This window comes from Pseudoglutamicibacter cumminsii (assembly GCF_016907775.1).
In the GTDB taxonomy this organism is placed as follows: Bacteria; Actinomycetota; Actinomycetes; order Actinomycetales; family Micrococcaceae; genus Pseudoglutamicibacter; species Pseudoglutamicibacter cumminsii.
In genome coordinates this window covers 1,616,150-1,636,739 of record NZ_JAFBCO010000001.1, presented here as the reverse complement: position 1 = coordinate 1,636,739, position 20,590 = coordinate 1,616,150, and the positions used below count along the sequence as shown (strand labels likewise).

Annotated in this window: 20 protein-coding genes; 2 read left to right on the top strand and 18 right to left on the bottom strand. The window is 61.1% G+C overall.

Annotated elements, in window-relative coordinates; all coding sequences use genetic code 11:
• Nucleotides 1-60: 60 nt before the first annotated feature.
• The 8 genes from pheT to infC all read right to left on the bottom strand — a co-directional run bounded on the left by pheT (nt 61) and on the right by infC (nt 7,960).
• Nucleotides 61-2,607 carry a phenylalanine--tRNA ligase subunit beta gene (pheT, locus tag JOD50_RS07410; protein WP_204881010.1) on the bottom strand — a complete coding sequence of 849 codons (2,547 nt, stop codon included), beginning with the start codon at nt 2,605-2,607 and terminating at the stop codon, nt 61-63.
• Nucleotides 2,608-2,610: 3 nt separating this feature from the next.
• Complete coding sequence (gene pheS / locus JOD50_RS07405) at nt 2,611-3,705, bottom strand: phenylalanine--tRNA ligase subunit alpha (protein ID WP_204881009.1); 1,095 nt, start codon at nt 3,703-3,705, stop codon at nt 2,611-2,613.
• Between the two features lie 38 nt (nt 3,706-3,743).
• Entirely contained in the window at nt 3,744-4,550 is an 807-nt protein-coding gene (locus JOD50_RS07400) for a hypothetical protein (RefSeq protein ID WP_204881008.1), read from the bottom strand.
• A gap of 306 nt (nt 4,551-4,856) precedes the next feature.
• Nucleotides 4,857-5,372, bottom strand: coding sequence for an NUDIX domain-containing protein (locus JOD50_RS07395; RefSeq protein WP_338052067.1), 516 nt, complete (start codon nt 5,370-5,372; stop codon nt 4,857-4,859).
• A 42-nt stretch (nt 5,373-5,414) separates the two neighbouring features.
• Nucleotides 5,415-6,281 carry a TrmH family RNA methyltransferase gene (locus JOD50_RS07390; RefSeq protein ID WP_204881007.1) on the bottom strand — a complete coding sequence of 289 codons (867 nt, stop codon included), beginning with the start codon at nt 6,279-6,281 and terminating at the stop codon, nt 5,415-5,417.
• A gap of 146 nt (nt 6,282-6,427) precedes the next feature.
• A complete protein-coding gene (rplT, locus tag JOD50_RS07385) occupies nt 6,428-6,808 on the bottom strand; it encodes a 50S ribosomal protein L20 (protein WP_109304286.1) in 381 nt (126 codons plus the stop codon).
• 122 nt (nt 6,809-6,930) lie between these two features.
• Nucleotides 6,931-7,125, bottom strand: coding sequence for a 50S ribosomal protein L35 (gene rpmI / locus JOD50_RS07380; protein ID WP_035757002.1), 195 nt, complete (start codon nt 7,123-7,125; stop codon nt 6,931-6,933).
• A 196-nt stretch (nt 7,126-7,321) separates the two neighbouring features.
• Complete coding sequence (infC, locus tag JOD50_RS07375; protein WP_338052066.1) at nt 7,322-7,960, bottom strand: translation initiation factor IF-3; 639 nt, start codon at nt 7,958-7,960, stop codon at nt 7,322-7,324.
• A gap of 458 nt (nt 7,961-8,418) precedes the next feature.
• Between infC and JOD50_RS07370 the strand changes: the two genes are divergently transcribed.
• Nucleotides 8,419-8,808 carry a DUF1844 domain-containing protein gene (locus JOD50_RS07370; protein ID WP_204881006.1) on the top strand — a complete coding sequence of 130 codons (390 nt, stop codon included), beginning with the start codon at nt 8,419-8,421 and terminating at the stop codon, nt 8,806-8,808.
• A gap of 115 nt (nt 8,809-8,923) precedes the next feature.
• Here the strand turns inward: JOD50_RS07370 and JOD50_RS07365 are convergent, their stop codons facing one another.
• From JOD50_RS07365 to JOD50_RS07330, 8 genes are all read right to left on the bottom strand, one after another.
• Nucleotides 8,924-10,246, bottom strand: a complete 1,323-nt coding sequence (locus JOD50_RS07365) for an MFS transporter (protein WP_204881005.1) — start codon at nt 10,244-10,246, stop codon at nt 8,924-8,926.
• A gap of 3 nt (nt 10,247-10,249) precedes the next feature.
• On the bottom strand, nt 10,250-11,206 hold the full coding sequence (locus JOD50_RS07360) for an SseB family protein (RefSeq protein ID WP_204881004.1): 957 nt from the start codon (nt 11,204-11,206) through the stop codon (nt 10,250-10,252).
• 41 nt (nt 11,207-11,247) lie between these two features.
• Nucleotides 11,248-12,003: a bifunctional 1-(5-phosphoribosyl)-5-((5-phosphoribosylamino)methylideneamino)imidazole-4-carboxamide isomerase/phosphoribosylanthranilate isomerase PriA gene (gene priA / locus JOD50_RS07355; protein ID WP_204881003.1), complete on the bottom strand. Its 756-nt coding sequence runs from the start codon at nt 12,001-12,003 to the stop codon at nt 11,248-11,250.
• Between the two features lie 59 nt (nt 12,004-12,062).
• Nucleotides 12,063-12,320, bottom strand: coding sequence for a hypothetical protein (locus tag JOD50_RS07350; protein WP_204881002.1), 258 nt, complete (start codon nt 12,318-12,320; stop codon nt 12,063-12,065).
• Nucleotides 12,320-12,964, bottom strand: a complete 645-nt coding sequence (gene hisH / locus JOD50_RS07345; protein ID WP_204881001.1) for an imidazole glycerol phosphate synthase subunit HisH — start codon at nt 12,962-12,964, stop codon at nt 12,320-12,322. The genes JOD50_RS07350 and hisH overlap by 1 nt, the downstream gene beginning before the upstream one ends.
• Nucleotides 12,961-13,581, bottom strand: coding sequence for an imidazoleglycerol-phosphate dehydratase HisB (gene hisB, locus JOD50_RS07340; RefSeq protein WP_204881597.1), 621 nt, complete (start codon nt 13,579-13,581; stop codon nt 12,961-12,963). The genes hisH and hisB overlap by 4 nt, the downstream gene beginning before the upstream one ends.
• A 165-nt stretch (nt 13,582-13,746) precedes the next feature.
• On the bottom strand, nt 13,747-14,856 hold the full coding sequence (locus tag JOD50_RS07335; RefSeq protein ID WP_204881000.1) for a histidinol-phosphate transaminase: 1,110 nt from the start codon (nt 14,854-14,856) through the stop codon (nt 13,747-13,749).
• A gap of 143 nt (nt 14,857-14,999) precedes the next feature.
• Nucleotides 15,000-15,404, bottom strand: coding sequence for a LysM peptidoglycan-binding domain-containing protein (locus JOD50_RS07330; protein WP_204880999.1), 405 nt, complete (start codon nt 15,402-15,404; stop codon nt 15,000-15,002).
• 306 nt (nt 15,405-15,710) lie between these two features.
• Between JOD50_RS07330 and lexA the strand changes: the two genes are divergently transcribed.
• A complete protein-coding gene (gene lexA / locus JOD50_RS07325; RefSeq protein WP_204880998.1) occupies nt 15,711-16,514 on the top strand; it encodes a transcriptional repressor LexA in 804 nt (267 codons plus the stop codon).
• Nucleotides 16,515-16,603: 89 nt separating this feature from the next.
• Here the strand turns inward: lexA and JOD50_RS07320 are convergent, their stop codons facing one another.
• Both JOD50_RS07320 and hflX read right to left on the bottom strand, forming a co-directional pair.
• Nucleotides 16,604-18,685: an ATP-dependent DNA helicase gene (locus JOD50_RS07320; RefSeq protein ID WP_204880997.1), complete on the bottom strand. Its 2,082-nt coding sequence runs from the start codon at nt 18,683-18,685 to the stop codon at nt 16,604-16,606.
• Entirely contained in the window at nt 18,682-20,427 is a 1,746-nt protein-coding gene (gene hflX / locus JOD50_RS07315) for a GTPase HflX (RefSeq protein ID WP_204880996.1), read from the bottom strand. Before hflX ends, JOD50_RS07320 begins: the two co-directional genes overlap by 4 nt.
• Nucleotides 20,428-20,590: the final 163 nt, after the last annotated feature.

Below are 20,590 nucleotides of genomic sequence, written 5' to 3'. Positions count from 1 at the left end.
TCGGGGCGGTGCCACACGGCACCGCCCCGATCGTCTGTATATGTAGAGCCTGTTCGCGTTTTAGCCGCGCAGCTGGGCTCCGTACTTCTCTGCCGCCAACTGCACCGCAGCCTGGCGTGCTTCGGAAGCCTCATCGGCCGTCAGCGTCCTGTCTGCCGCGCGGAAACGCATGCCGAACGCGAGCGACTTCTGGCCCTCGTCAATGCCCTCGCCGCGGTAGTCATCGAACAGCTCGATGTGCTCCAGCAGCTCACCGGCACCTTCACGCAGCGTCTCAAGGACATCGGCCGCCGGGATATCCGCCGCCAACGTCAACGCAACATCCTGCGTAGCGGCAGGGAACGTCGTGAGCGGCTCAGCGATCACGGCCTCCGGCATCCGGTTGATCAGCGCCTCGGCATCCAGCTCCATCGCGACCATGCGTTCCGGCAGATCATGCGAAGCCAGCCAGTCAGGGTGAAGCTCGCCGGCCCAGCCCACGAGCTGACCGTCCTTCGACTCAAGACGAGCGGCACGGCCCGGATGGAACGAATGGTGGCTGCCCTGGCGAACCACGAGCTCGACACCCAACGTGTCAGCGACGAGGCGCGCGGAATCGATCGCATCCGCCCAGTCCCACGCGCGTTCGCTCTCGCCGAGGGCAGCGCGCGAGGCCTTACCGACCATGACGGAGGCGATGTGCCACGGCTGAACAGGGATCGTCGCGTTGAGCTCGGCGAGCACATCCGCCGATGGGCGCTCCCCGCCCGCAGGCAACTCGACCGGGCCCTGCTTCTTGGCTGGCAAGAACACAAGACCGCCCTCGAACAGCGCGAGGTCGCGGAACCCACGGCCGTTGTTGCGGCGCGCGATCTCGATGAGCCCCGGAAGAAGCGACAAGCGCATCCACCCGTATTCGGAAGACACCGGGTTGGCGAGGCGCACAGCCTCAACCTCGGCATCGGCGTCAGCGGAACCGAACGCCGCGTTCTGAGCCTGCGACACGAACGGGTACGCAAGCACCTCGGTCAGTCCAGCGCCGGCGAGTGCATCGCCGATGCGGCGGCGGCTACGCTGCTCCACGGTCAGCCCGCGGCCCGGCGGTGGAACCGGGATCGAGGAAGGGATGTTCTCGTAGCCGACCACGCGCGCGATCTCTTCGACGACGTCATCAGCGATGGTCATGTCTGGGCGCCACAGCGGGACGGTGACGTCCCAACCGTCATCGGTGCGGTTGAGCTTGCAGCCAACGCCTTCGAGCGCGGTTGCAACCTGCTCTTCGGTGTATTCGATGCCGACGCGCTCAGCCGGGTAGTGAGCCGGAACGTGGATGACTTTCGGCTCTGGGCGTTCGCCCACATCGGCGCCCTTGCCGGTGTCGCGTCCGCCCGCGAGCTCAACCAACAGATCCACGACGCGCTGCGCGGCCACCGATGCCATGTCCCAGTCCACGCCGCGCTCGTTGCGCTTAGCGGCCTCGGACGGAAGCTTGTGGCGGCGACGGCTGCGGCCCGTGCTGACGGGGTCGAAGTTCGCGGCCTCGATCACGATCGTGCGGGTCTCATCCGAGACCTCGGTCGACGCGCCGCCCATGACGCCGGCGATGCCGATCGGCCCAGACTCGTCAGCGATCACGAGGTCTTCAGGGTTGAGCTCGCGTTCCTTCTCATCGAGGGTCACGAGCTTCTCGCCTACCGTGGCGCGGCGCACCGTGATGCCGCCGGTGAGCTTATCGCGGTCGTAGCAGTGGGTCGGCTGCCCGAGCTCCCACATGACGTAGTTGGAGATGTCCACCGGAAGCGAGACCGGACGCATACCCGCAAGGCGCAAGCGTTCAGCCATCCAGCTTGGGGTCTTCGCGGTCGGGTCGATGTCGGTGACGATGCGGGTCACGAAGCGCGTGCACCCCTGGACGCCGCGGATCGGCGCCTGATCGTCGATGCGGGTCTCAACCTCCGCCTCGGACGGCGCGGCCACGGTGACCTTGGATGCCGGGTCGGTGAACAATGTGCTGGTCGCCAACGCGTATTCGCGGGCCACACCACGGATCGAGAAGCAATAGCCGCGGTCCGGAGTCACGTTGATTTCAGCGGCTTCATCCGTGAAACCGAGCAGAGGGAGCGCGTCCTGGCCGATCTCCGGGTCCAGACCGAGGTCGGAGAACACGAGGATGCCGTCGTGATCATCACCCAAACCGAGCTCACGAGACGAAGCCATCATGCCGGCCGAAACGTGGCCATAGGTCTTGCGCGGACTGATGCGGAAGTCCCCTGGTAGCACGGCGCCAGGCAACGTCACCACGACCTTGTCACCCACATCGAAATTGTGGGCGCCGCACACGATCCCCTGAACACCAAACGGATCGATGCCCTCGCCCGTCAGCGTCTGCTCCTGGCCCTCCGGGACCACGCGCACCGAGCACCAGTTAATCGTCTTACCGTTCTTCTGCTCTTCCGGTTCACGGCTGAGCACTTGGCCAACCACGATCGGGCCGGTCAGCTCATCGAGGGGACGGTGAACGTCCTCTTCCTCGAGGCCAACGCGCACCACATCGGCCATCAGATCTTCCGCGCGAGCACCCTCAGGCAGTTCGGTGAACTCACGCAACCAAGAAAGTGGAATACGCATTGCTTAGATCTCCATCCCGAAGTGCTGGCTGAAGCGGATATCTCCCTCGATCATGTCGTGCATGTCAGGGACCATGTTGCGGAACATCAAGGTGCGCTCAACACCCATGCCGAACGCGAAACCCGAGTAAACGTCCGGGTCGATGCCGCCGGAACGCAGAACGTTCGGGTGCACCATGCCGCAGCCGCCCCACTCGATCCACTGTGGACCGCCCTTGGCGTTCGGATGCCAAATATCCAGCTCAGCGGATGGCTCGGTGAACGGGAAGTACGACGGGCGCAAGCGGATCTTCGCTTCCACGCCGAACATCTGGCGAGCGAAGTGCTCGAGCGTACCCTTGAGATCCGCCATCGTGAGCCCCTTGTCCACGGCAAGGCCCTCGAACTGGTGGAATACCGGGGTGTGGGTCGCGTCCAACTCATCTGTACGGAACGTGCGGCCCGGGCACAGGACATAGATCGGAACCTCACGGTCCAGCATCGAACGCACCTGAACCGGCGAGGTGTGGGTGCGCAAAACCAGGTGCTGGGACGGCGGATCCACGAAGAACGTGTCCTGCATTTCACGTGCCGGGTGGTCCTGGTCAAAGTTCAGCGCATCGAAGTTGTACCACTCGGATTCAACCTCAGGACCTTCAGCGATCTCCCACCCCATGCCAACGAACACGTCAGCGACGCGTTCCTGCAGCAGCGAGAGCGGGTGGCGTGCGCCCAGGACGGTGCGGCGCGGCTGGGCCGTGACATCCACGGTCTCTTCGCGCAGACGACGAGCCGCACGCTCCGCCTCAAGAACCTCAGTGCGTGCAGCCAAGGCCTTATTGATGCGGCCCTTGGCGCCGCCCAAAAGCTTGCCGGCGGTTGCCTTGTCCTTATTTTCAAGCTTGCCGATGCCGCGGTTAGCGAGCGTGATCGGCGCCTTATCGCCCAGATGAGCCAGGCGCGCTACCTTGAGCTCATCAAGGTCGCTTGCGTTCTCAAACGCCGCCAACGCGGCCGCAACAACAGTCTCTACTGCCGCCTCATCGGTCGGATGCGGCACCGGCGGAATCTCTGCAGTTTCCTGCGCCGGAGACTCTGACACAGCAGTTTCTTTCTCCATGGATATTGGTCCTATCTCTACAAAAGATCCGGCGACGCTTACGCGTTCCCCTCGGCGGCATCGGCATCTGGAGTGTTCTGCTCAGGTGTGTTCTTCTTACCTGGGACCACCGCCAGCGCGACCATGAGACCAGCCGCGATCACACCGAGCACAAAGATCACTGCGGAGAGCCAAATCGGCGTCTGATCAACCGTGCTTGCAACACGGGTTTCAGCGATCAGAACCTCCGGGACGTCGTTCGCTTTGACAGCTTCTTCGAGGTTCCCTTTGGTCCAGGTAACGGTGTTGCCGTTAATCTGGCCGCCAACATTCGCCTCAGTGATCACAGCTGGCAGAGTCAGGTTCAGCTCTGCTTCTACCTCTTGCTGTGGGTTGCCTGCAACGAGCATCAACGCGGCCTGCGCAATGTAGGTGCCGTCTTCGGTATAGCCAGCCTTGATCGAGGTCACCGCTTCGAGCTCCTGCTCGGTGAGATCCCTAGCCTTGAACGACGCCACCTGCTCAGATTTCGCGGTGACCTTCATTTTGTCTTCGCTGATGCCGAACTGCTGAGCCAGAAGCTTCTTCTGGCCTTCCATCGATTCCTTAGCCGAAAGCTTGTCGTCACCAGATGCCTCACGCATCTCCTTGAGCGTTTCTTTCTTCAGCTCAAGCTGCACCTCGACGTTAGCGTCGAGCTTTTCCGGGGTCCGGCCGTCGGCGTCGAGCTCTACATCGTAGGTAAATTTGTTCACTTTCGGATCCGAGTTCGGAGCGCCATCACCCCCAGCAGAGCAACCAGTCAACGCGAGAGCGCCGGCGAATAGAGCCGCGGTTATTGCTCGGACAGGTTTGGTGAACTTCATAATCTCCTACTTCAGTCGACGGCCGAGCCTCTTAGTGAAGAGGGCCATATATAGCCTAATTGGTGCCACCGTGTTTATAGAAAGAACGTTGCGCGAACTCAGGTGCTCCCCACAAATTTAACACCGAAGTGACACTCATTCGAATATATGTTCTAATACTGGTGTGAGCATGGGAAGCTCCGACGATGCGGTTGCCGCGGATGCCCTCGGTGTCGCTTCGTCTGGGGTGGGCTTTCACGCCCACCCCTCACCCCATGCGCTGGAGAGACCCTGCCTGTAAGACACACGTGTTCGAAAAATGCCGTGTCAGCAGAATGTCGGCATGTTGCCCGTAGCTTCTACGAGAGCACGGACGATCGGCTTGTCCGAGGGGATCCATTCGACAGCTTCTTCGGTGTTCTGGTCCAGTGTTAGCCACCGGATTTCGAGGTGGTCCGCCCCTTCAGGTTGCGTGCCCGAATTGATGTCGGCAGGCTTCAGCACAGCCCCATCGGAACCGACCCCATCGGCGCCGATCAGCACCCCCGTCCAGACCCGCATCGTCATGCCGTTATCCAAAGGCCATCCGGGTTTACCTGCCGGCGGAACGATTTCCTGGCCGGCCCTGAACACATACCCGAGCTCCTCGGAAATCTCGCGCTCAAGCGCTTCCAGTGGATTCTCGCCTTCGCGAACCTTGCCGCCTGGGAACTCCCATAGGCCTCGTAGCGATTCCGGATACGCGCGCTGCGCCGCGAGCACCTGCTGAGCATTCACAAGATCGTCCACGATCGCGAGCCCCACTACCTGGCCCGGAATTGTCGCATCAGTCTGCCCGTTCACAACTTCTCCTGCCCTAGCTTCGTCAAGACAACCATGCCTGCCTTAGCTACGCTGGGCGCGCGCAGAAGCATACAGGCACAGCGTCGCCGCCGTCGAAACATTCAACGACTCCGCTTGTCCATACAAAGGAATCGAAACAGTAGCGAACGATGCGGCGCGCTCTTCATCCGAAATCCCCTGGCCTTCGTTGCCGAAAAGCCATGCGGTCGCGGTAGCGAGCGATGGCCGCTTCATCGACCCCTTGACGGTCACGCCGTGCCGGCGAGCTGCCGCATCGTCCTCAAGAACCGTCAAGTCATGGTCGCCGCCGCCGTCGGCTGCCAGCAGAACGATCCCGCAGCGTGTCATGTGCTCCGTCAGCCCATCGAGCTCTACACCCGTGACCACCGGAACGTGGAACAGCGAACCCACCGTGGAGCGGACCACCTTGGGCGAGAAAACATCCACACTTCCCTTGAGCGCAACCACCGCATCGGCACCTGCGGCATCAGCGGCACGGATGATGGTGCCAGCATTGCCTGGATCCTGGACCCGCCCCAAAACCGCTACAAGGCGCGTCTTGGGAGTGACCGCCTGCTTGAGCGTCGTGTGCGGGATACGGCACCGCGCCACCACGCCCTGCGGGGACTGCGTATCGGCGATCGCCGCCAGGACGCGATCCGTCACGACGTTCACCCGCGCATCGGCGACCTCGGCGAGCTCAGGTTCCCGCTCCATCCGGTCTTCGGTGATGAACACCTCACGCACAAAACCGCGCTGAGTGCGATGCTCACTCACCGCTTCCCGCACGGCCTGCGGACCCTCAACAAGGAACTCGCCTGCCTTTTTACGGCCAGCAGCTTTCGCTAGGTGCGCGGCAGCACGGACGCGGTCTGCACGCGGGTTATCCATGATCTCCACAGAACTCATCTTCCCATCTTGCGGCAACGCAGCTAGTTCGCACGCATTAAACGGCTGGGGCCTTAAACCGCTGGGGGTTCCGACCCTTGCGAGTCGGAACCCCGAGCGACACGTCGCCCAGCCATCACGGCGGCTCAGCGACGTTATAGCTTCACTTACGCGCGCGGTGCGTTCACGTCAGCTGGCAGAGCCTTCTTAGCGGTCTCAACCAGAACCGAGAATGCGTGAGCGTCAGATACAGCGAGCTCAGCAAGCATGCGGCGGTCAACCTCAACGCCAGCGAGCTTGAGGCCCTGCATGAAACGGTTGTAGGTCATGCCGTTGGCGCGAGCCGCAGCGTTGATGCGCTGGATCCAGAGGCGACGGAAGTCACCCTTACGCTTACGACGGTCGTTGTAGTTGTATACGAACGAGTGGAGCAGCTGCTCCTTGGCCTTGCGGTAGAGGCGCGAACGCTGACCGCGGTAACCAGATGCGCGTTCCAGAACGACGCGACGCTTCTTCTGGGCGTTAACTGCCCGCTTCACACGTGCCACGTGTGTCTCCTAACATGTGGGGTCTAACTGCACTCTGCCGGTCACACTGGCGGCGCAGTTAGAAAAGTTTTGAAGGTCTCAAGTATGTGTGCGCGTTAGCGCACGAACACGCCAGCGTGGGTTTAGAGGCCCAGCATGCGGCGGATGGTGCGCTGATCAGCCTTAGCCACAACCACATCGCCCTTGAGGCGACGAGTCAAACGCGAGGACTTGTGCTCGAGGTAGTGGCGGCGGTTTGCACGCTGACGGCGGATCTTGCCAGAACCGGTGAGCTTGAAACGCTTCTTAGCCCCAGAGTGGGTCTTGAACTTCGGCATGAGAGCCTTCTCCTTGTACGTCTTCCCGAATGACCCCTAGGTCACCGGGTGCAGCTACCCGCACACAATGTGTGGCGGGCGCCCGCTGGGCTCCTCCCCCACCTGCCGAACATCCTCGACTGGAACTCGCCCGCAAATGGGTTGGAGGAGAAAAACTATTGATATGTGTGGACTGGTTTGGCGTTGCCGCTAAACCTTAGTCCTCAGTGTCCTGGTCCTTTGATGCCTGCGCCATGCGACGCATCGCTTCAGGAGCCGATGCCGCAATCGTCTGCCCGGAAGCATCCTGCGGGGCCGACGTATCCAGACGCTGCTGGCGGCGCTGGCGGCGCGGTGCCTTCTCAGGCTGAGCCTTACGGCTTTCAGCCTTGCTCTTGAGAGGGCCAACGACCATGACCATGTTTCGACCATCCTGGCGCGGCTGCGACTCAATCACACCCACATCGGCCACGTCCTCAGCGAACTGCTGAAGCAACTTCACACCGAACTCAGGACGCTGCTGCTCGCGGCCGCGGAACTGAATCATCGCCTTGACCTTGTCACCCGCAGACAAGAAACGATGCGCGTTACGCACCTTCGTCTCGTAGTCGTGAGTGTCAATCTTCAGACGGAAGCGAACCTCCTTGAGGGACGCGTTCGTCTGCTTCTTGCGAGCTTCGCGAGCCTTGACCGCGGCTTCGTACTTGTACTTGCCGAAGTCCATCAGCTTGCACACAGGCGGACGTGCGTTAGGCGCAACCTCAACCAAGTCGAGGTCTGCTTCAACCGCCAGGCGCAGGGCGTCCTCGATGCGGACAATCCCAACCTGTTCACCGTTAGGTCCGACCAACCGCACCTCTGGGACGCGGATTCGATCGTTGATGCGTGGGTCGCTGATGTTAGTGCTCCTTCATACGATGGTGTGGTCGACGTTCTCGAAGACCTACTAAAAAAGCCCCCGAGTTCAAACACGGGGGCTCCAGATACCAGCGAGACACACATCCGCAGCAAGCTACTGCGCTGCGCATACTTGCACAGTGCACACCTATACAGTGTTGCGTGTTTCGCTAGACCTGACCCGGCCGCCCTCAGGCGATCGCGGGTGGGATGCCTCCGCTTTGAATTCCTGCTCTCAAGCCGAACACGTACACCGAACTCTTATTCGCCCGGGGAACGCATCCGCATAGCAACGATTCATGCAACCAATGCAAACGATCCGATCTCTGCGATCCGACCTCAATGATCATCGCGATCATCGCCACATTTAGGCACAAACCATCAACAAGCAGGACGGTCTATGACAAGCTTAGCATTATGAGCGATCAGAATTCGAATCAGCATGTGCATAGCTTCTCGGACTCCGAGTACGCAGAAGCCCAGCAAGAACTCCGCGACATCGCAGAAGTTCCAGCCGTGGAAGTCATCACGACCACCGCGGTACACCTCATGTCCGCAGCCGCAGTCAAGGTCGGCCTCGCTGACGGTCCCGACGCCGAAGAGCTCAAAGACCTCGACGAGGCCCGCAAACTCATCACGGCACTTGCAGGGCTCGTGACCGCCGGCGCCCCAGAGATCGGATCGCAGCACGCCGCACCAATCCGCGACGGCCTCCGTTCCCTCCAGCTCGCCTTCCGCGAAGCCTCGCTGATCCCAGACAAGCCAGGACAGGGTCCAGGCGAAAAGTGGACCGGCCCAGTCAGCTAACACACAAACGCGGCAACGCGAACACCACTACCAACGACGTGGGGTGGGCTTCCCAACGGAAGCTCACCCCACGTCGTTGTTTAAGTTATTTGCTGCGCCGTTATTTGCTGCGCCGTTACTTGTTCAGGGCCGCGCGCTTGCGGCGGCGAATCTGCCGCAAAACCATCGCAGCGGCACCCGTCGCCACCGCGACACCAGCCAACGCAGAAATCGCGAGAGTCGGGCCACCAACATCCAGCATGATGCCCACCAGCGGTGTCCCCGCTGCCGTGCCTGCCGTCATCGCCGAGCCATACAAGCCCATCGCCTGGCCACGGTTACGCTCCGGAACAGTCTCCGTCAGACGCTCCGAGGCCGCAGTCAGCAACGGCGCAACGAAGAAGCCAGATACGAAGAGCGTGATCGACATCAATGCCAACGTCTTGGAAAATGCGACCGGAAGTAGCGTGAGACCCAGAACGATGATGATCGCGAACGGATCGAACTTACGGGACAACGCGCCATACACGAGCCCGCCAATCAACGAACCAAAGCACCACAGGCCGTACATGATCCACAGCGTGTCACCGCCGCCGCCCAAGGTCTCATTGAAGCCAACCACCGCGACCTCAGTACCCGAAAGCGCCATGCCCGCGCCCAGCGCCATGACCATCATCGCGGCCGCCGAAATGCTCAGCCACGGCATGAGTCGGCGCTGACGAGGCTGAGGTTGAGGAAGCGGAACCACTGGGATAGCGCCAGTCACCGCGGCAACCGACGGCGCATCCCGAGGGTGTGACGGGGCCGCTAGGTCGTCAACTGCCTCACGCGGAGCGGACGGCAACTGCGAAGAACGCGTCGGCGGGTTCGTGATCATCAAAATCACGCCGGCAAACACCACGAGCGCGCCTACCAACAGCAACGAGACCGTCGTCGAAATGGCCGTGGCCAAAACACTGACGCCGCCCGGCGCAATCACAAACACGAGCTCGGTGGTCACCGAATCCAGAGCGAACGCCGTGGTGCGATCGGGGCCACGCACCAAAACACCCATCGACTGACGCACCACCGTGAAAACCGGTAGCGAGAAAACGCCAGCCAAAAACATGAGGACCAGCAGCACCTCGAAGCTCACAAAAGGAGCGGCACCGAATGCGCCTGCCTCAATCACAATCGACGGCAGAACAGCCCTACGGACACCCTTGATATCCACGACCCGGCCACGCCACGGGGAACCGATCGCGATACCGATAGTGAGCATCGCCGTAACCAGGCCGGCCGCTGCGAAGTCCATCTCCAACGAATTACGGACATGCAACGTCAACAAAATCGCGGCCGAGGAATGCGGCAAGCGACCAAAAATACCCACCAACAAAAGAGTTGGCACATGCGGGCGCTTCAGAACCCGTGCATAACGCTGGAAAACACCGTTCGGCTCTCCAACACCCGCTTGGGTCATGCGTTACCCCCCTTGAGCGACCCTAATGGTCAACGAATCAGCTTTCTCCTGCACCTCTTGAGCACCTTCAAGAGCAGTGCGAACCTCAGAAACTATACGCGAGACATCCTGATCTGTAACCGTGTTATTCACCACTACAGTCACAGCCAACTCAGGCCCGTGGCCACCACCCCGCATCACCGTGCCGTCGGCCGCCCGCGACGCAATCCCGTCCGCTGGACCCAAGATCAACGCGCCCACGCCATCGATATCAGAAACCGCTTGTTGCAGAGGTTCCGCGAGCGAATCGTCGCGGTAGCTCGGCAACCACACCCTCTGCTGGGCCAAAGCCCACACAGCCGGGCGACGCACCACGAACGTGACGTTCGCGCCAGGATCCAAAACCAAGAGCTGCGCGCCCTCATCCACCGCCGACAACGCGGCACGGGGCGCATACACCGCAACAGGCCGGGCCTCCGGATGCCAGTGAGTCAGGCGATCCACCGAGGAAAACACAGGCAAAGCCGTCCGGCCGTCTGGAGCCGCGATCATAACCAGCGCCATGTCCGCTTCCTTCTCCACCAGATGACCATGCTCACCGATCTCCGTGTGGCCAGTCTGAGGCACAATCGGAACGAACACGCGCGCATCAGCCAAAGCCTCAACCACATCGTCCTCGGGGCCATAGCCGGCTTTCAAAGCATCAAGGGCTTCCTGCAGCGCCTCGTTCGGTAGGCCGTCATCGCCATCGAACTGGTGAAGCGGATTACCCTCGCCGGATAGGTCACGGCCTTCCCACGACTGCCCCGCAGTGTCCGATGTGCCGCCAGCTCCCGCAAGCAAAGCCTGCTGGATGTGGGCCGGCAACGCCTTCGAACCCGGTGCAGGGTTGCTGTTGGCGGGGTTGCTGTTGTCAGCCCGGTTGTTGTTGTCAGCCGGGCTGTTGTTGGCCGGGTTTTCAGAAGCGGAGTGTCTGCCCATATAGTTCTTACCTCTGTTTACTTCTGGCCTTACTTCTGGCCTTACTTCTGGCCGCGTGCGACGGCGAGCGCATCTTCGAGTGTGAATGCGCCGTTGTAGAGTGCTCGGCCGATGATCGCGCCTTCAACACCCGAGCCGACCATCTCGCGGAGCGCGCGCAGATCGTCGAGCGTGGACATGCCGCCGGAGGCGATGAGTGGCTTGTCGGTGTGCTTCGCGATTTCGGCAAGAAGTTCGGTGTTAGGTCCGGTCATGGTTCCGTCGCGGGTTACGTCCGTGACAACGTAACGGGCGCATCCGGCGTCATCGAGGCGCGCGAGGACGTCCCAGAGGTCGCCGCCGTCCTTGGTCCAGCCGTGGCCCGAGAGCGTGGTTCCGCGAACATCGAGGCCTACTGCGATCGCGTCGCCTACTCGTTCGATGGCTTTAGCGGTCCATTCTGGGTTCTCAAGTGCCGCTGTGCCGATGTTGACGCGGGCCGCGCCCCATTCGAGTGCGCGGTCTAGCGATTCATCGTCACGGATGCCGCCGGAGAGCTCAACTTTGAGGTCCAGCTCGTTTGCGATCCGCTTGAGCACTGGACGGTTGTCGCCGCGCGAGAAGGCCGCGTCGAGGTCAACAACGTGAATCCATTCCGCACCGGCCTCTTGCCACCGCAAAGCCGCTTCGAACGGGTCGCCGTGATCAGTTTCGGTACCGGCTTCGCCCTGGGTCAGGCGAACGGCCTGACCGTTGACGATATCGACCGCAGGGAACAAGACAAGTTCTTTATTCTCAGTTGCTTTGTGCTCAGTCATGGATCTTTCTCAAAAGTTCAAGAGGCGAATTTCACGAATAGATGCGGCATGGTTCGACGCTACCGGCCGGCGATGGACGCACGATGCGGCACCTCGGTGAGCACGTGTGTCACCTGACCGCCCGTGACGGTCGCGTCGTTGCCTCGCTCATCCACGTCCGGGCCCTTCTGCGCAACAGCCCACGCCGCGATCAAGAACATGACCGCGAGCGCACCGCACACGATGACCCACACGCGTTTGACGCCTTGCTGCGCGAGCGAATACGTTCCACCAACCAACAGGCCACCCAAAATCATCAACACAATCGGTGAGGGCATCAGAGCGTCTCCATCCAGTTCTTGATCAACTGGGCACCGGCGTCCCCCGATTTCTCGGGATGGAACTGAACCGAGCTGAGCGGACCGTTCTCGACCGCCGCGATGAACGGGCTTCCGTGCTCCGACCACGTGACCATCGGCGGCTTCATGAGGGGCTGCACGACATCGAAGTCCCAGCTCTGAACGGCATAGGAGTGGACAAAATAGAAACGCTCATCTTCAATGCCGCGGAAGAGCTGCGTGTCTTCCGGTGGGGTGACACTGTTCCACCCCATGTGCGGTACGACGTCAGCTTTGAGGCGCTCAACAACACCCGGCCATTCGTCCAGGCCCGCGGTAGTGGTGCCGCCTTCGGTGCTTTCGGTGAACAGCACCTGATGGCCTACGCAGATCCCGAGGACGGGTTTTCCGCCTGCGATCCGGTACCCGAGGTGGCGTAGCAGCGAACCCTTCTTGAGCGCCTGCATGACACTCGCGAACGCTCCGACGCCGGGCAGAACCACACCGTCGGCTGCTTTGAGTTCTTCCCCGTCTGCGGTGAGTGAGACGTCGGCGCCGACGTGTTCGAATGCGCGCAGGACTGAGCGAACGTTACCTGCCCCGTGGTCGACGACGGCGATGTGTGGCCTACGGCCCTGGGTCATAGTGCTCCCTTGGTGGACGGAATGATGTCGCCCATGCGCTCGTCTGGTTCGATGGCTTGGCGCAGTGCGCGTGCGAGTGCCTTGAATTGGCATTCGACGATGTGGTGCGGGTCGCGACCGCGCAGAACGTCGATGTGGAGGCAGATGCCTGCGTGGTAGGCGAAGGATTCGAAGACGTGGCGGGTCATGGATCCCGTGAAGTGTCCGCCGATGAGGTGGTACTGCTGACCCTCGGGTTCACCTTCGTGAACGACGTATGGACGGCCGGAGAGGTCGACGATGCAGCGCGCCAGGGCTTCGTCGAGTGGGATGGTGGCTTGGCCGAAGCGGGTGATGCCGCGCTTGTCCCCGAGTGCGGTTTTGAAGACTTCGCCGAGTGTGATGGCGGTGTCTTCGACGGTGTGGTGGACGTCGATGTCGGTGTCACCGTGCGCCTTGATCGTGATGTCCATGAGCGAGTGACGGGCGAGCGACGTCAGCATATGGTCATAGAACGGGACTGTTGTTGAGATGTCCGCTATGCCAGTTCCGTCGAGTTTGATGGTGACGTTGACCGTGGACTCGGAGGTGATCCGCTCCATGGTTGCTTCACGGGTACCGATCAGCTTGGCGCTCATGGTGCTCGCTTTCTTCATGTATTGCGCCAGACGCGCGGGGCGTCGGCGTTGGAGTGTTCTGCCCTCATTCTATGAGGGGCAACGGTTATGTGAGATGGGTTGCAGGGACTCGGCTGGAGGTTCGGCTAGGAGCTGCCCTGCTTAGCGCTAGTGCTTAGCGTGTCATTACTGAGGGCGTTCCATGTATTGGCGCATCAACGTGAGGAACTGTGTGGTTTCTTCTTCCGTTCCTGCGGTGACGCGAAGCTTTCCTGGCAGGCCGTTGTTGCGGATGATGACTCCGCCGGCCAGGAGGTATTCGAAGACGTCGTTGGGGTCTTCGAAGTCGCCGAAGGTTACGAAGTTCGAGTCAGACAGTGTTGGGGTGAGTCCCATGTCTTTGAGTTCGTTGACGATGCGGTCGCGTTGTTCCTTGATCGCTTCGACGTTGGCTAGGAGCGCGTCCGTGTGTTTGAGTGCCGCGAGCGCAGTCGCTTGGGTTACTGCGGAGAGGTGGTACGGGAGCCGGACGAGGCGTAGCGCGTCGGACACTTCTGGTGCGGCGGCGAGGTAGCCGAGCCGTGTGCCTGCTAGCCCGAAGGCTTTAGACATGGTGCGGGAAATGATCAACCGTTGGCGGCCTTTAAGCAGGGTGATTGCGGTCGAGTTCGGGTCGTGGGCGAATTCGGCGTAGGCCTCATCGACGACAACGATGGTTTGCGATTCTTCGCCGGCTTCGTAGACGGCTTTGACTACATCTAGGTCGAGGCCGGTTCCGGTGGGGTTGTTGGGCGAGCACAAGAAGACGATGTTCGGCTTGTGCGCGCGAACTTGTTCCGCTGCAGATTCTGCGGTGAGGCTGTAGTCGTCTGCTCGGTGACCTGCGATATAGGTCGTGTCCGTTCCAGACGCCAGGAGCGGGTACATCGAGTAGGTCGGAGGGAAGCTCAGGAGGGTGCGGCCAGGCCCGCCGAAGGCTTGCAGGATCTGCTGGAGGACTTCGTTGGATCCGTTGGCCGCCCACAGGTTGTCTGCGGTGAGTCCGCGTCCGAGGTACTCAGCGAGCGCGGTCCGTAGCTGCGTGAATTCTCGGTCTGGGTAGCGGTTCAGCGTGCGCGCGGCGGCCTGCACTGACGTGGTGATCTCGTCGATCACTTCTTGTGGCAACGGGTGCGTGTTTTCGTTGACATTCAGTTGGACTGGAACGTCAATCTGAGGGGCGCCATATGGTGAGAGCCCGCGAAGGTTCTCCCTCAATGGGAGCTGGTTGAGCCGTTGCAAAGCATCCTGAGACATGGTTCAAGTCTAGAGATCGGCTGAGCGGCGTTTCGAATTAGGGTCGCCCTGTTGCGACGGAACACCACCCCAGCAGCAGTCATGCCTCATCAGGGTAGATTCATCCACTCACACCGCGACTTGACGCTCACGCCAGCGCTTGATTAGTAGCTAACGGGAACGACGACCTTCTGGCCAGGGACAAGCGCTCCGTCAAACGAGTTGTGCTTGTGGATCAGCGCTACCGTATCTCGCGCATCACGCTCAGGGGCGTAGTGTTCCGCGAGGCCCCACAAGGTATCCCCCTGCGCAACGGTGACCTCAACCAGGCGATCGCCTTGTGCGGTGACCGGCTCACCCGTCGTTGCTTGCGCCGGCTGGAGCAGTGCCGAGAGCATCAGGAAGATGCCAACAATCAGCGCGACCGTCGGCAAACCGAAAAACAAGAAACGCCCACGTTGGGTCAAGCGAACACCTGCGGAGCTGTCATTCGTACCTGGTTCGGCAACGTCCACAGAGGACGCGTTACCAGCAACCGGGTTGATAGTGCGCTCAGACGAGTTCAGCATGGTCATTCCTTCCGATTTCGAACAGAACATTTATTCGAATATCTCTTCGATATATTTCTAGCACACATCTTCGAACACGCTCAAGAAACTTCGTACATATCTTTGAATATGTTCAAAAGCCGTATAGGGTGTAACTACCGATGTGGCCTGTGTTTACAGTGAAGAACGACCCCCTGACAGTTTGAAACTGAATCGGCTCAAACCGCATCTAGGTGAAAGCCATACATTCGAACATCGGCATGTAGCTGACGACGACTGACGACGCCGAGCTATCAAGCATGGAGACCTGACAAGGATGGGAAACGAATGAGCACCGAGACACCGTCACCGGACACACAGTCGGCGCGCCCCTCGAAGCCGCTCACCGCTCGTCAGCGTTCCGTTTTGGAGTGCATCGAATCGTTCCTGAATGTGCAGGGCTACCCGCCAACGATGCGTGAGATCGGCGATGCGGTCGGGTTGAAGTCGCTCTCCTCTGTAACGCATCAGTTGCAGCAACTGACTAAGCTCGGCTGGATCCGCCGTGACCCTAAGTTGCCTCGCGCACTCGAAGTTCTCCATCCATCCGACCCGACGTTGGAAAGCTCTGCGCCTGTTTCCTCGGCCGCTGCAGACGCCTCCTCTGAAGGCACCCCTGGCCTCGCGCCAGTGACCTCGATTGCGCAGGGTTCGGCACGCGCAAAGGCACCAGCAACATCTACCGCCGCGACGCTCGATTTTGCTCAGGGCGACGAAGATTCGGCCCCAATCCCGCTTGTGGGTCGCATCGCCGCGGGTGGCCCGATTCTTGCCGATCAGCAGGTCGAGGACGTCATGACGTTGCCGCGCCAACTTGTGGGGCACGGCGAGCTCTTCATGCTCAAAGTCTCTGGTGATTCGATGATCGATGCAGCGATCTGCGATGGTGACTGGGTTGTCGTGCGCCGCCAGAACACCGCTCAGAACGGCGAAATCGTTGCGGCACTTCTCGATGATGAAGCCACTGTGAAGACGTTCCGTCAGCGCGACGGCCACACGTGGTTGCTACCTCAGAACTCCCAATACGAACCGATCCTGGGCGACCACGCTCAGATCATGGGGCGCGTCGTATCCGTACTGCGTTCACTTTAGATATCGTTCACTCGAGATTCCGCTCACACTGGATACTGTTCGCTCTAGACGCCGTTCGTTTTAGGACTCCGCGTCAGCGGTCGCTTGACCTACTTATTGGCCTCGCGCAAGCGGCCCAAAGCACCAAGAACCGTATTCCGGTCGGTAGTGGTCCACAACGGCGGCAAAGCATTACGTAGATACGCCCCGTAACGGCGGGTAGCCATCCGCGAATCCAAAATCGCGGCCACTCCCCTATCCTCAGTAGAACGAATCAACCGGCCCACTCCCTGAGCCAAACGGATCGCCGCATGATGCGCGGAAACCGACATGAACCCGTTCCCGCCATGCTCATTCACATCACGCGTCCGGGCCGTCATCAAAGGATCATCAGGGCGTGGGAACGGGATCCGGTCAATCACTACCAAGCGGCAATGACGCCCCGGAACATCCACACCCTGCCACAGAGTCATCGTCCCAAACAGGCACGTCTGCTCATCAGCGGAAAACTCACGCACCAGCTCCATCATCGACGCCTCACCCTGCACCAAGATAGGCACATCAAGACGCTCACGGCACGCAGCGGCCGCATCCTCTGTAGCCCGGCGGGAGGAAAACAGCGCCAAAGCCGCACCACCGGAGGCCTTGATCAAATCGACGAGCTCATCAATGACCTCTTCAGAGACCCCGCGCCCCGGCGGCGGGAGGTGCTGAGCCACATACAGGACGCCCTGCTTCTCGTACTCGAAAGGCGAACCGACATCGACCGAATCCCATTCAGGAGCCTCCGGCCCCATCAGCCCGAGCCCACCAGCAACCGGCTCAAAAGCCTCACCCACCGCGAGCGTCGCCGAGGTCAGCACAACAGTCCGGTCCTCAAACAGGCCATCCCGCATCTGCATCGCAACAGACAAAGGAGCCACCATCAGCGAAGCCGGCTCCGAATCATCCGGAACAACATAGCCACGCCCCGGCTCGAAGCTGCCTGGCCGAGACGCCCACACAACCTCTTCTCCCTTGCCGGCACTCAACAAGCGCTCACACAGTTCAACAATCTGAGCCACCGCAGAACGCGCGGATTGCCAGCCACCGTCCGGAGCGGCATCGCCCGCCTCGCGCTTCGAATCCGACATCACAACTTTCGCGGACTCGAAAACCTGCGTCACGGCCGCACGCTGAGCCTCCGTCAAACCGCGCGGCTGAAGCCCTGTCGGGATGTTCGTGACCGATTTCTCGAACTCCTTCGCCGCATCGGATAACGCCTTTGATGCGACCTTCAAATGCTTCTTAGCACCCTGCGCGGCGTGCGTGATCGCAGTGTGCGTCAGCGGGCGCGTATACGTGTTGGTGACCCGGTCCTGAAGTTCGTGAGCCTCATCAACGATCACAACATCGAAATCCGGCAAAACCGGTAGCTGCTCGAACGCAGAAAAAGCGAGCATCGCATGGTTCGTCACCACAACGTCGGATTCAGCCGCCAACCCGCGGGCACGCTCAGTGAAGCATTCCTCCGCCATCGGGCAATGCTGTGTGCCCAAGCATTCAAGCGAAGACACCGAAACCTGACGCCACGCCTTATCCGAAACCGACGGGACCAGCTCATCCCGGTCCCCTGTTTCGCTCTCCTCAGCCCACTTACGGATCCGCATGATCTCTTGACCCAAGGGCGAGGTCGGGCCATCGTCAACCGCGCCCCCATCAGTTGCAGCAGCAGTCAAGGACGCATCGAAAAGCGAGCCCGCATCGTCATCCTCCGGGTACCCGCCGGCGAGCTTGTATTTGCACGCGTAATTGTTCCGCCCCTTGAGCAGAGTGACATCAACCGGCCGCGGAAGCTCATCTTCCAAAGCCTTCAATAAACGCGGAACGTCACGTCCCACGACCTGGGACTGCAGTGCCAACGTCGCCGTCGCAACCACAACGGGTTTCTCCGCATCGATCGCGTGCGTGATCGCGGGAACCAGATACGCCAGAGACTTACCCGTACCCGTCCCAGCCTGTACCAACAGGTGCCTCCCAGACGAGAGCGCGTGCGCTACCGCGTGTGCCATCTCGTGCTGGCCGTCGCGACGCTGGCCACCCATCTTGTCGACGGCGGTGGTCAGCAAGCGCTCAACCTCCTGAACCGCTGGGTCAGCTGATCCGGTTGCTGATTCCGATGCGGCAGCGGGTTCCGGCGTGTCTGGACTCATGCGTCCGCACCGGCTTCCGCTCCCTTATCCGTTCCGTCTTCCGCACCGTCCGCTTCAGCGTATGGAGCGAGCAAATCAGCAAGATCCGGGCGAACCAGAGCGTGGATCCGCGTACCGTCTTCGACGTGCTCAAGTTCAAGCAGTTCGGCGTCGTGGCCGTGCAGACGCGCCACGAGGTCACCTTCGGTGTACGGGATCAGCGCGCGGACCTCCGTGTGCGGGCGCGGGATCGCCCGTGAGATCGCTTCCTTAAGCTCCTCGATCCCCTGGCCTGTGCGAGCAGAAACCACAACGTGCTCAGGGTAGTTGCGGCGCAACTGAGCCAGCGTGTGCGTATCGGCCAGGTCCGCCTTGTTGAGCACGATGATCTCGGGGCCGTCCGCTTCAACATCCGCGAGAACCTCGTGCACCGCTTGGATCTGCGACATCGGATCCGGGTGGGACGCGTCCACCACGTGGAGCAGCACATCAGCGTCCGCGGCCTCTTCGAGTGTGGAGCGGAACGCCTCAACGAGGTGGGTCGGCAGGTTGCGCACGAAACCGACCGTGTCGGTGAGCGTATAGCCGATGCCGTCAGGGGTTTCCGTAGAACGCACGGTTGGGTCCAGCGTGGCGAACAGCGCGTTCTCCACAAGCACCCCGGCGTCCGTGAGCCTATTGAGCAGCGAGGACTTGCCTGCGTTGGTGTAGCCGACGATGGCCACAGAAGGCACCGAGTGACGCTTACGGTTGGCTCGCTTGGCTTCGCGAGCGGGCTTCATGCCTTTGATTTCGCGGCGTAGCTTAGCCATCCGGTTGCGAATGCGGCGACGGTCGAGCTCAATCTTCGTTTCACCGGGACCACGCGAACCGATACCGGCACCACCAGCAACCTGACCACCAGCCTGACGCGACATCGACTCACCCCAACCGCGAAGACGCGGCAAGAGATATTCGAGCTGTGCGAGCTCAACCTGGGCTTTACCTTCGCGGGATTTAGCGTGCTGAGCGAAGATATCCAGGATCAACGCGGTCCGGTCAATGACCTTGACCTTGATGACGTCTTCGAGACCACGACGCTGGGACGGTGCGAGCTCACTGTCGACAATCACGGTGTCCGCGCCAACTTCGTTCACGATGTCACGCAGCTCGGTTGCTTTACCCGAACCGAAGTACGTTCCTGGGTCCGGTTTCACGCGGCGCTGGATCACACCGTCCAACACTTCCGAGCCCGCGGTTTCGGCGAGCGCGGCAAGCTCACGCAACGAGTTCTCCGCCTGCTCGGCAGTGCCGTCAGACCATAGGCCCGCCAGGACGACTCGTTCGAGCCGCAGCTGGCGGTATTCGACCTCAGAAATATCTTCAAGCTCGGTCGAGAGACCTTGCACACGGCGGGTCGCGCGGCGCTCCTCAAGGTCTTGTTGCAGACCATCGAAGCGGGAATGCTCGGTCTGCCCCACGTCAAGGGCTTCAGCCTGACCGAAGCGCAAGAACGATCCCCGCTGCCCACGCCCGCTAGCCTGCGCGTCCGGATCCACCGCATCGGCCGCATCTGAGCCTTCTGCCCCTACTTCTACACCTTCTGCCGCTACAGAATCTGCGGAGCCTGTTGTATCTGCGGAGCTACCCCCGCGGCCAGCGAGCCGCTCACGCTCACGATCGGCGGCGAGGATCCTTTCGATCGTCGCTTGGATCTCGCGGTCGTGTTCTGTTGAGCTTTTCTCCGAAGGGGTATCGGGGGTGTTGCTGCCGTGGTCGGTCATGGTCTCCTGACGTCGTATCTCCCGCACTCGCGGGTTCCCTACCATTCTAAGCCGCTGCTACGCCTCAGCGAGGGTCGCTCGCCGCATGTGGACGACCCTCGGGCACTCTGGCGCCTGTGAACATCGAATCCCTCAGCGAGCCCAAGCCCAGTCCCGCGGTTCA

Coding starts and splice junctions, on each gene's coding strand:
- hisB (WP_204881597.1), bottom strand. CDS start 13,581: ATGAGCGCCAAGCTGATCGGTACCCGTGAAGCAACCATGGAGCGGATC.
- lexA (WP_204880998.1), top strand. CDS start 15,711: ATGAGCACCGAGACACCGTCACCGGACACACAGTCGGCGCGCCCCTCG.
- pheT (WP_204881010.1), bottom strand. CDS start 2,607: ATGCGTATTCCACTTTCTTGGTTGCGTGAGTTCACCGAACTGCCTGAG.
- JOD50_RS07360 (WP_204881004.1), bottom strand. CDS start 11,206: ATGGGCAGACACTCCGCTTCTGAAAACCCGGCCAACAACAGCCCGGCT.
- JOD50_RS07365 (WP_204881005.1), bottom strand. CDS start 10,246: ATGACCCAAGCGGGTGTTGGAGAGCCGAACGGTGTTTTCCAGCGTTAT.
- JOD50_RS07350 (WP_204881002.1), bottom strand. CDS start 12,320: ATGCCCTCACCGATTGTGTTGATGATTTTGGGTGGCCTGTTGGTTGGT.
- JOD50_RS07400 (WP_204881008.1), bottom strand. CDS start 4,550: ATGAAGTTCACCAAACCTGTCCGAGCAATAACCGCGGCTCTATTCGCC.
- JOD50_RS07320 (WP_204880997.1), bottom strand. CDS start 18,685: ATGAGTCCAGACACGCCGGAACCCGCTGCCGCATCGGAATCAGCAACC.
- JOD50_RS07330 (WP_204880999.1), bottom strand. CDS start 15,404: ATGCTGAACTCGTCTGAGCGCACTATCAACCCGGTTGCTGGTAACGCG.
- hisH (WP_204881001.1), bottom strand. CDS start 12,964: ATGACCCAGGGCCGTAGGCCACACATCGCCGTCGTCGACCACGGGGCA.
- JOD50_RS07390 (WP_204881007.1), bottom strand. CDS start 6,281: ATGAGTTCTGTGGAGATCATGGATAACCCGCGTGCAGACCGCGTCCGT.
- rpmI (WP_035757002.1), bottom strand. CDS start 7,125: ATGCCGAAGTTCAAGACCCACTCTGGGGCTAAGAAGCGTTTCAAGCTC.
- pheS (WP_204881009.1), bottom strand. CDS start 3,705: ATGGAGAAAGAAACTGCTGTGTCAGAGTCTCCGGCGCAGGAAACTGCA.
- priA (WP_204881003.1), bottom strand. CDS start 12,003: ATGACTGAGCACAAAGCAACTGAGAATAAAGAACTTGTCTTGTTCCCT.
- JOD50_RS07335 (WP_204881000.1), bottom strand. CDS start 14,856: ATGTCTCAGGATGCTTTGCAACGGCTCAACCAGCTCCCATTGAGGGAG.
- JOD50_RS07370 (WP_204881006.1), top strand. CDS start 8,419: ATGAGCGATCAGAATTCGAATCAGCATGTGCATAGCTTCTCGGACTCC.
- hflX (WP_204880996.1), bottom strand. CDS start 20,427: ATGACCGACCACGGCAGCAACACCCCCGATACCCCTTCGGAGAAAAGC.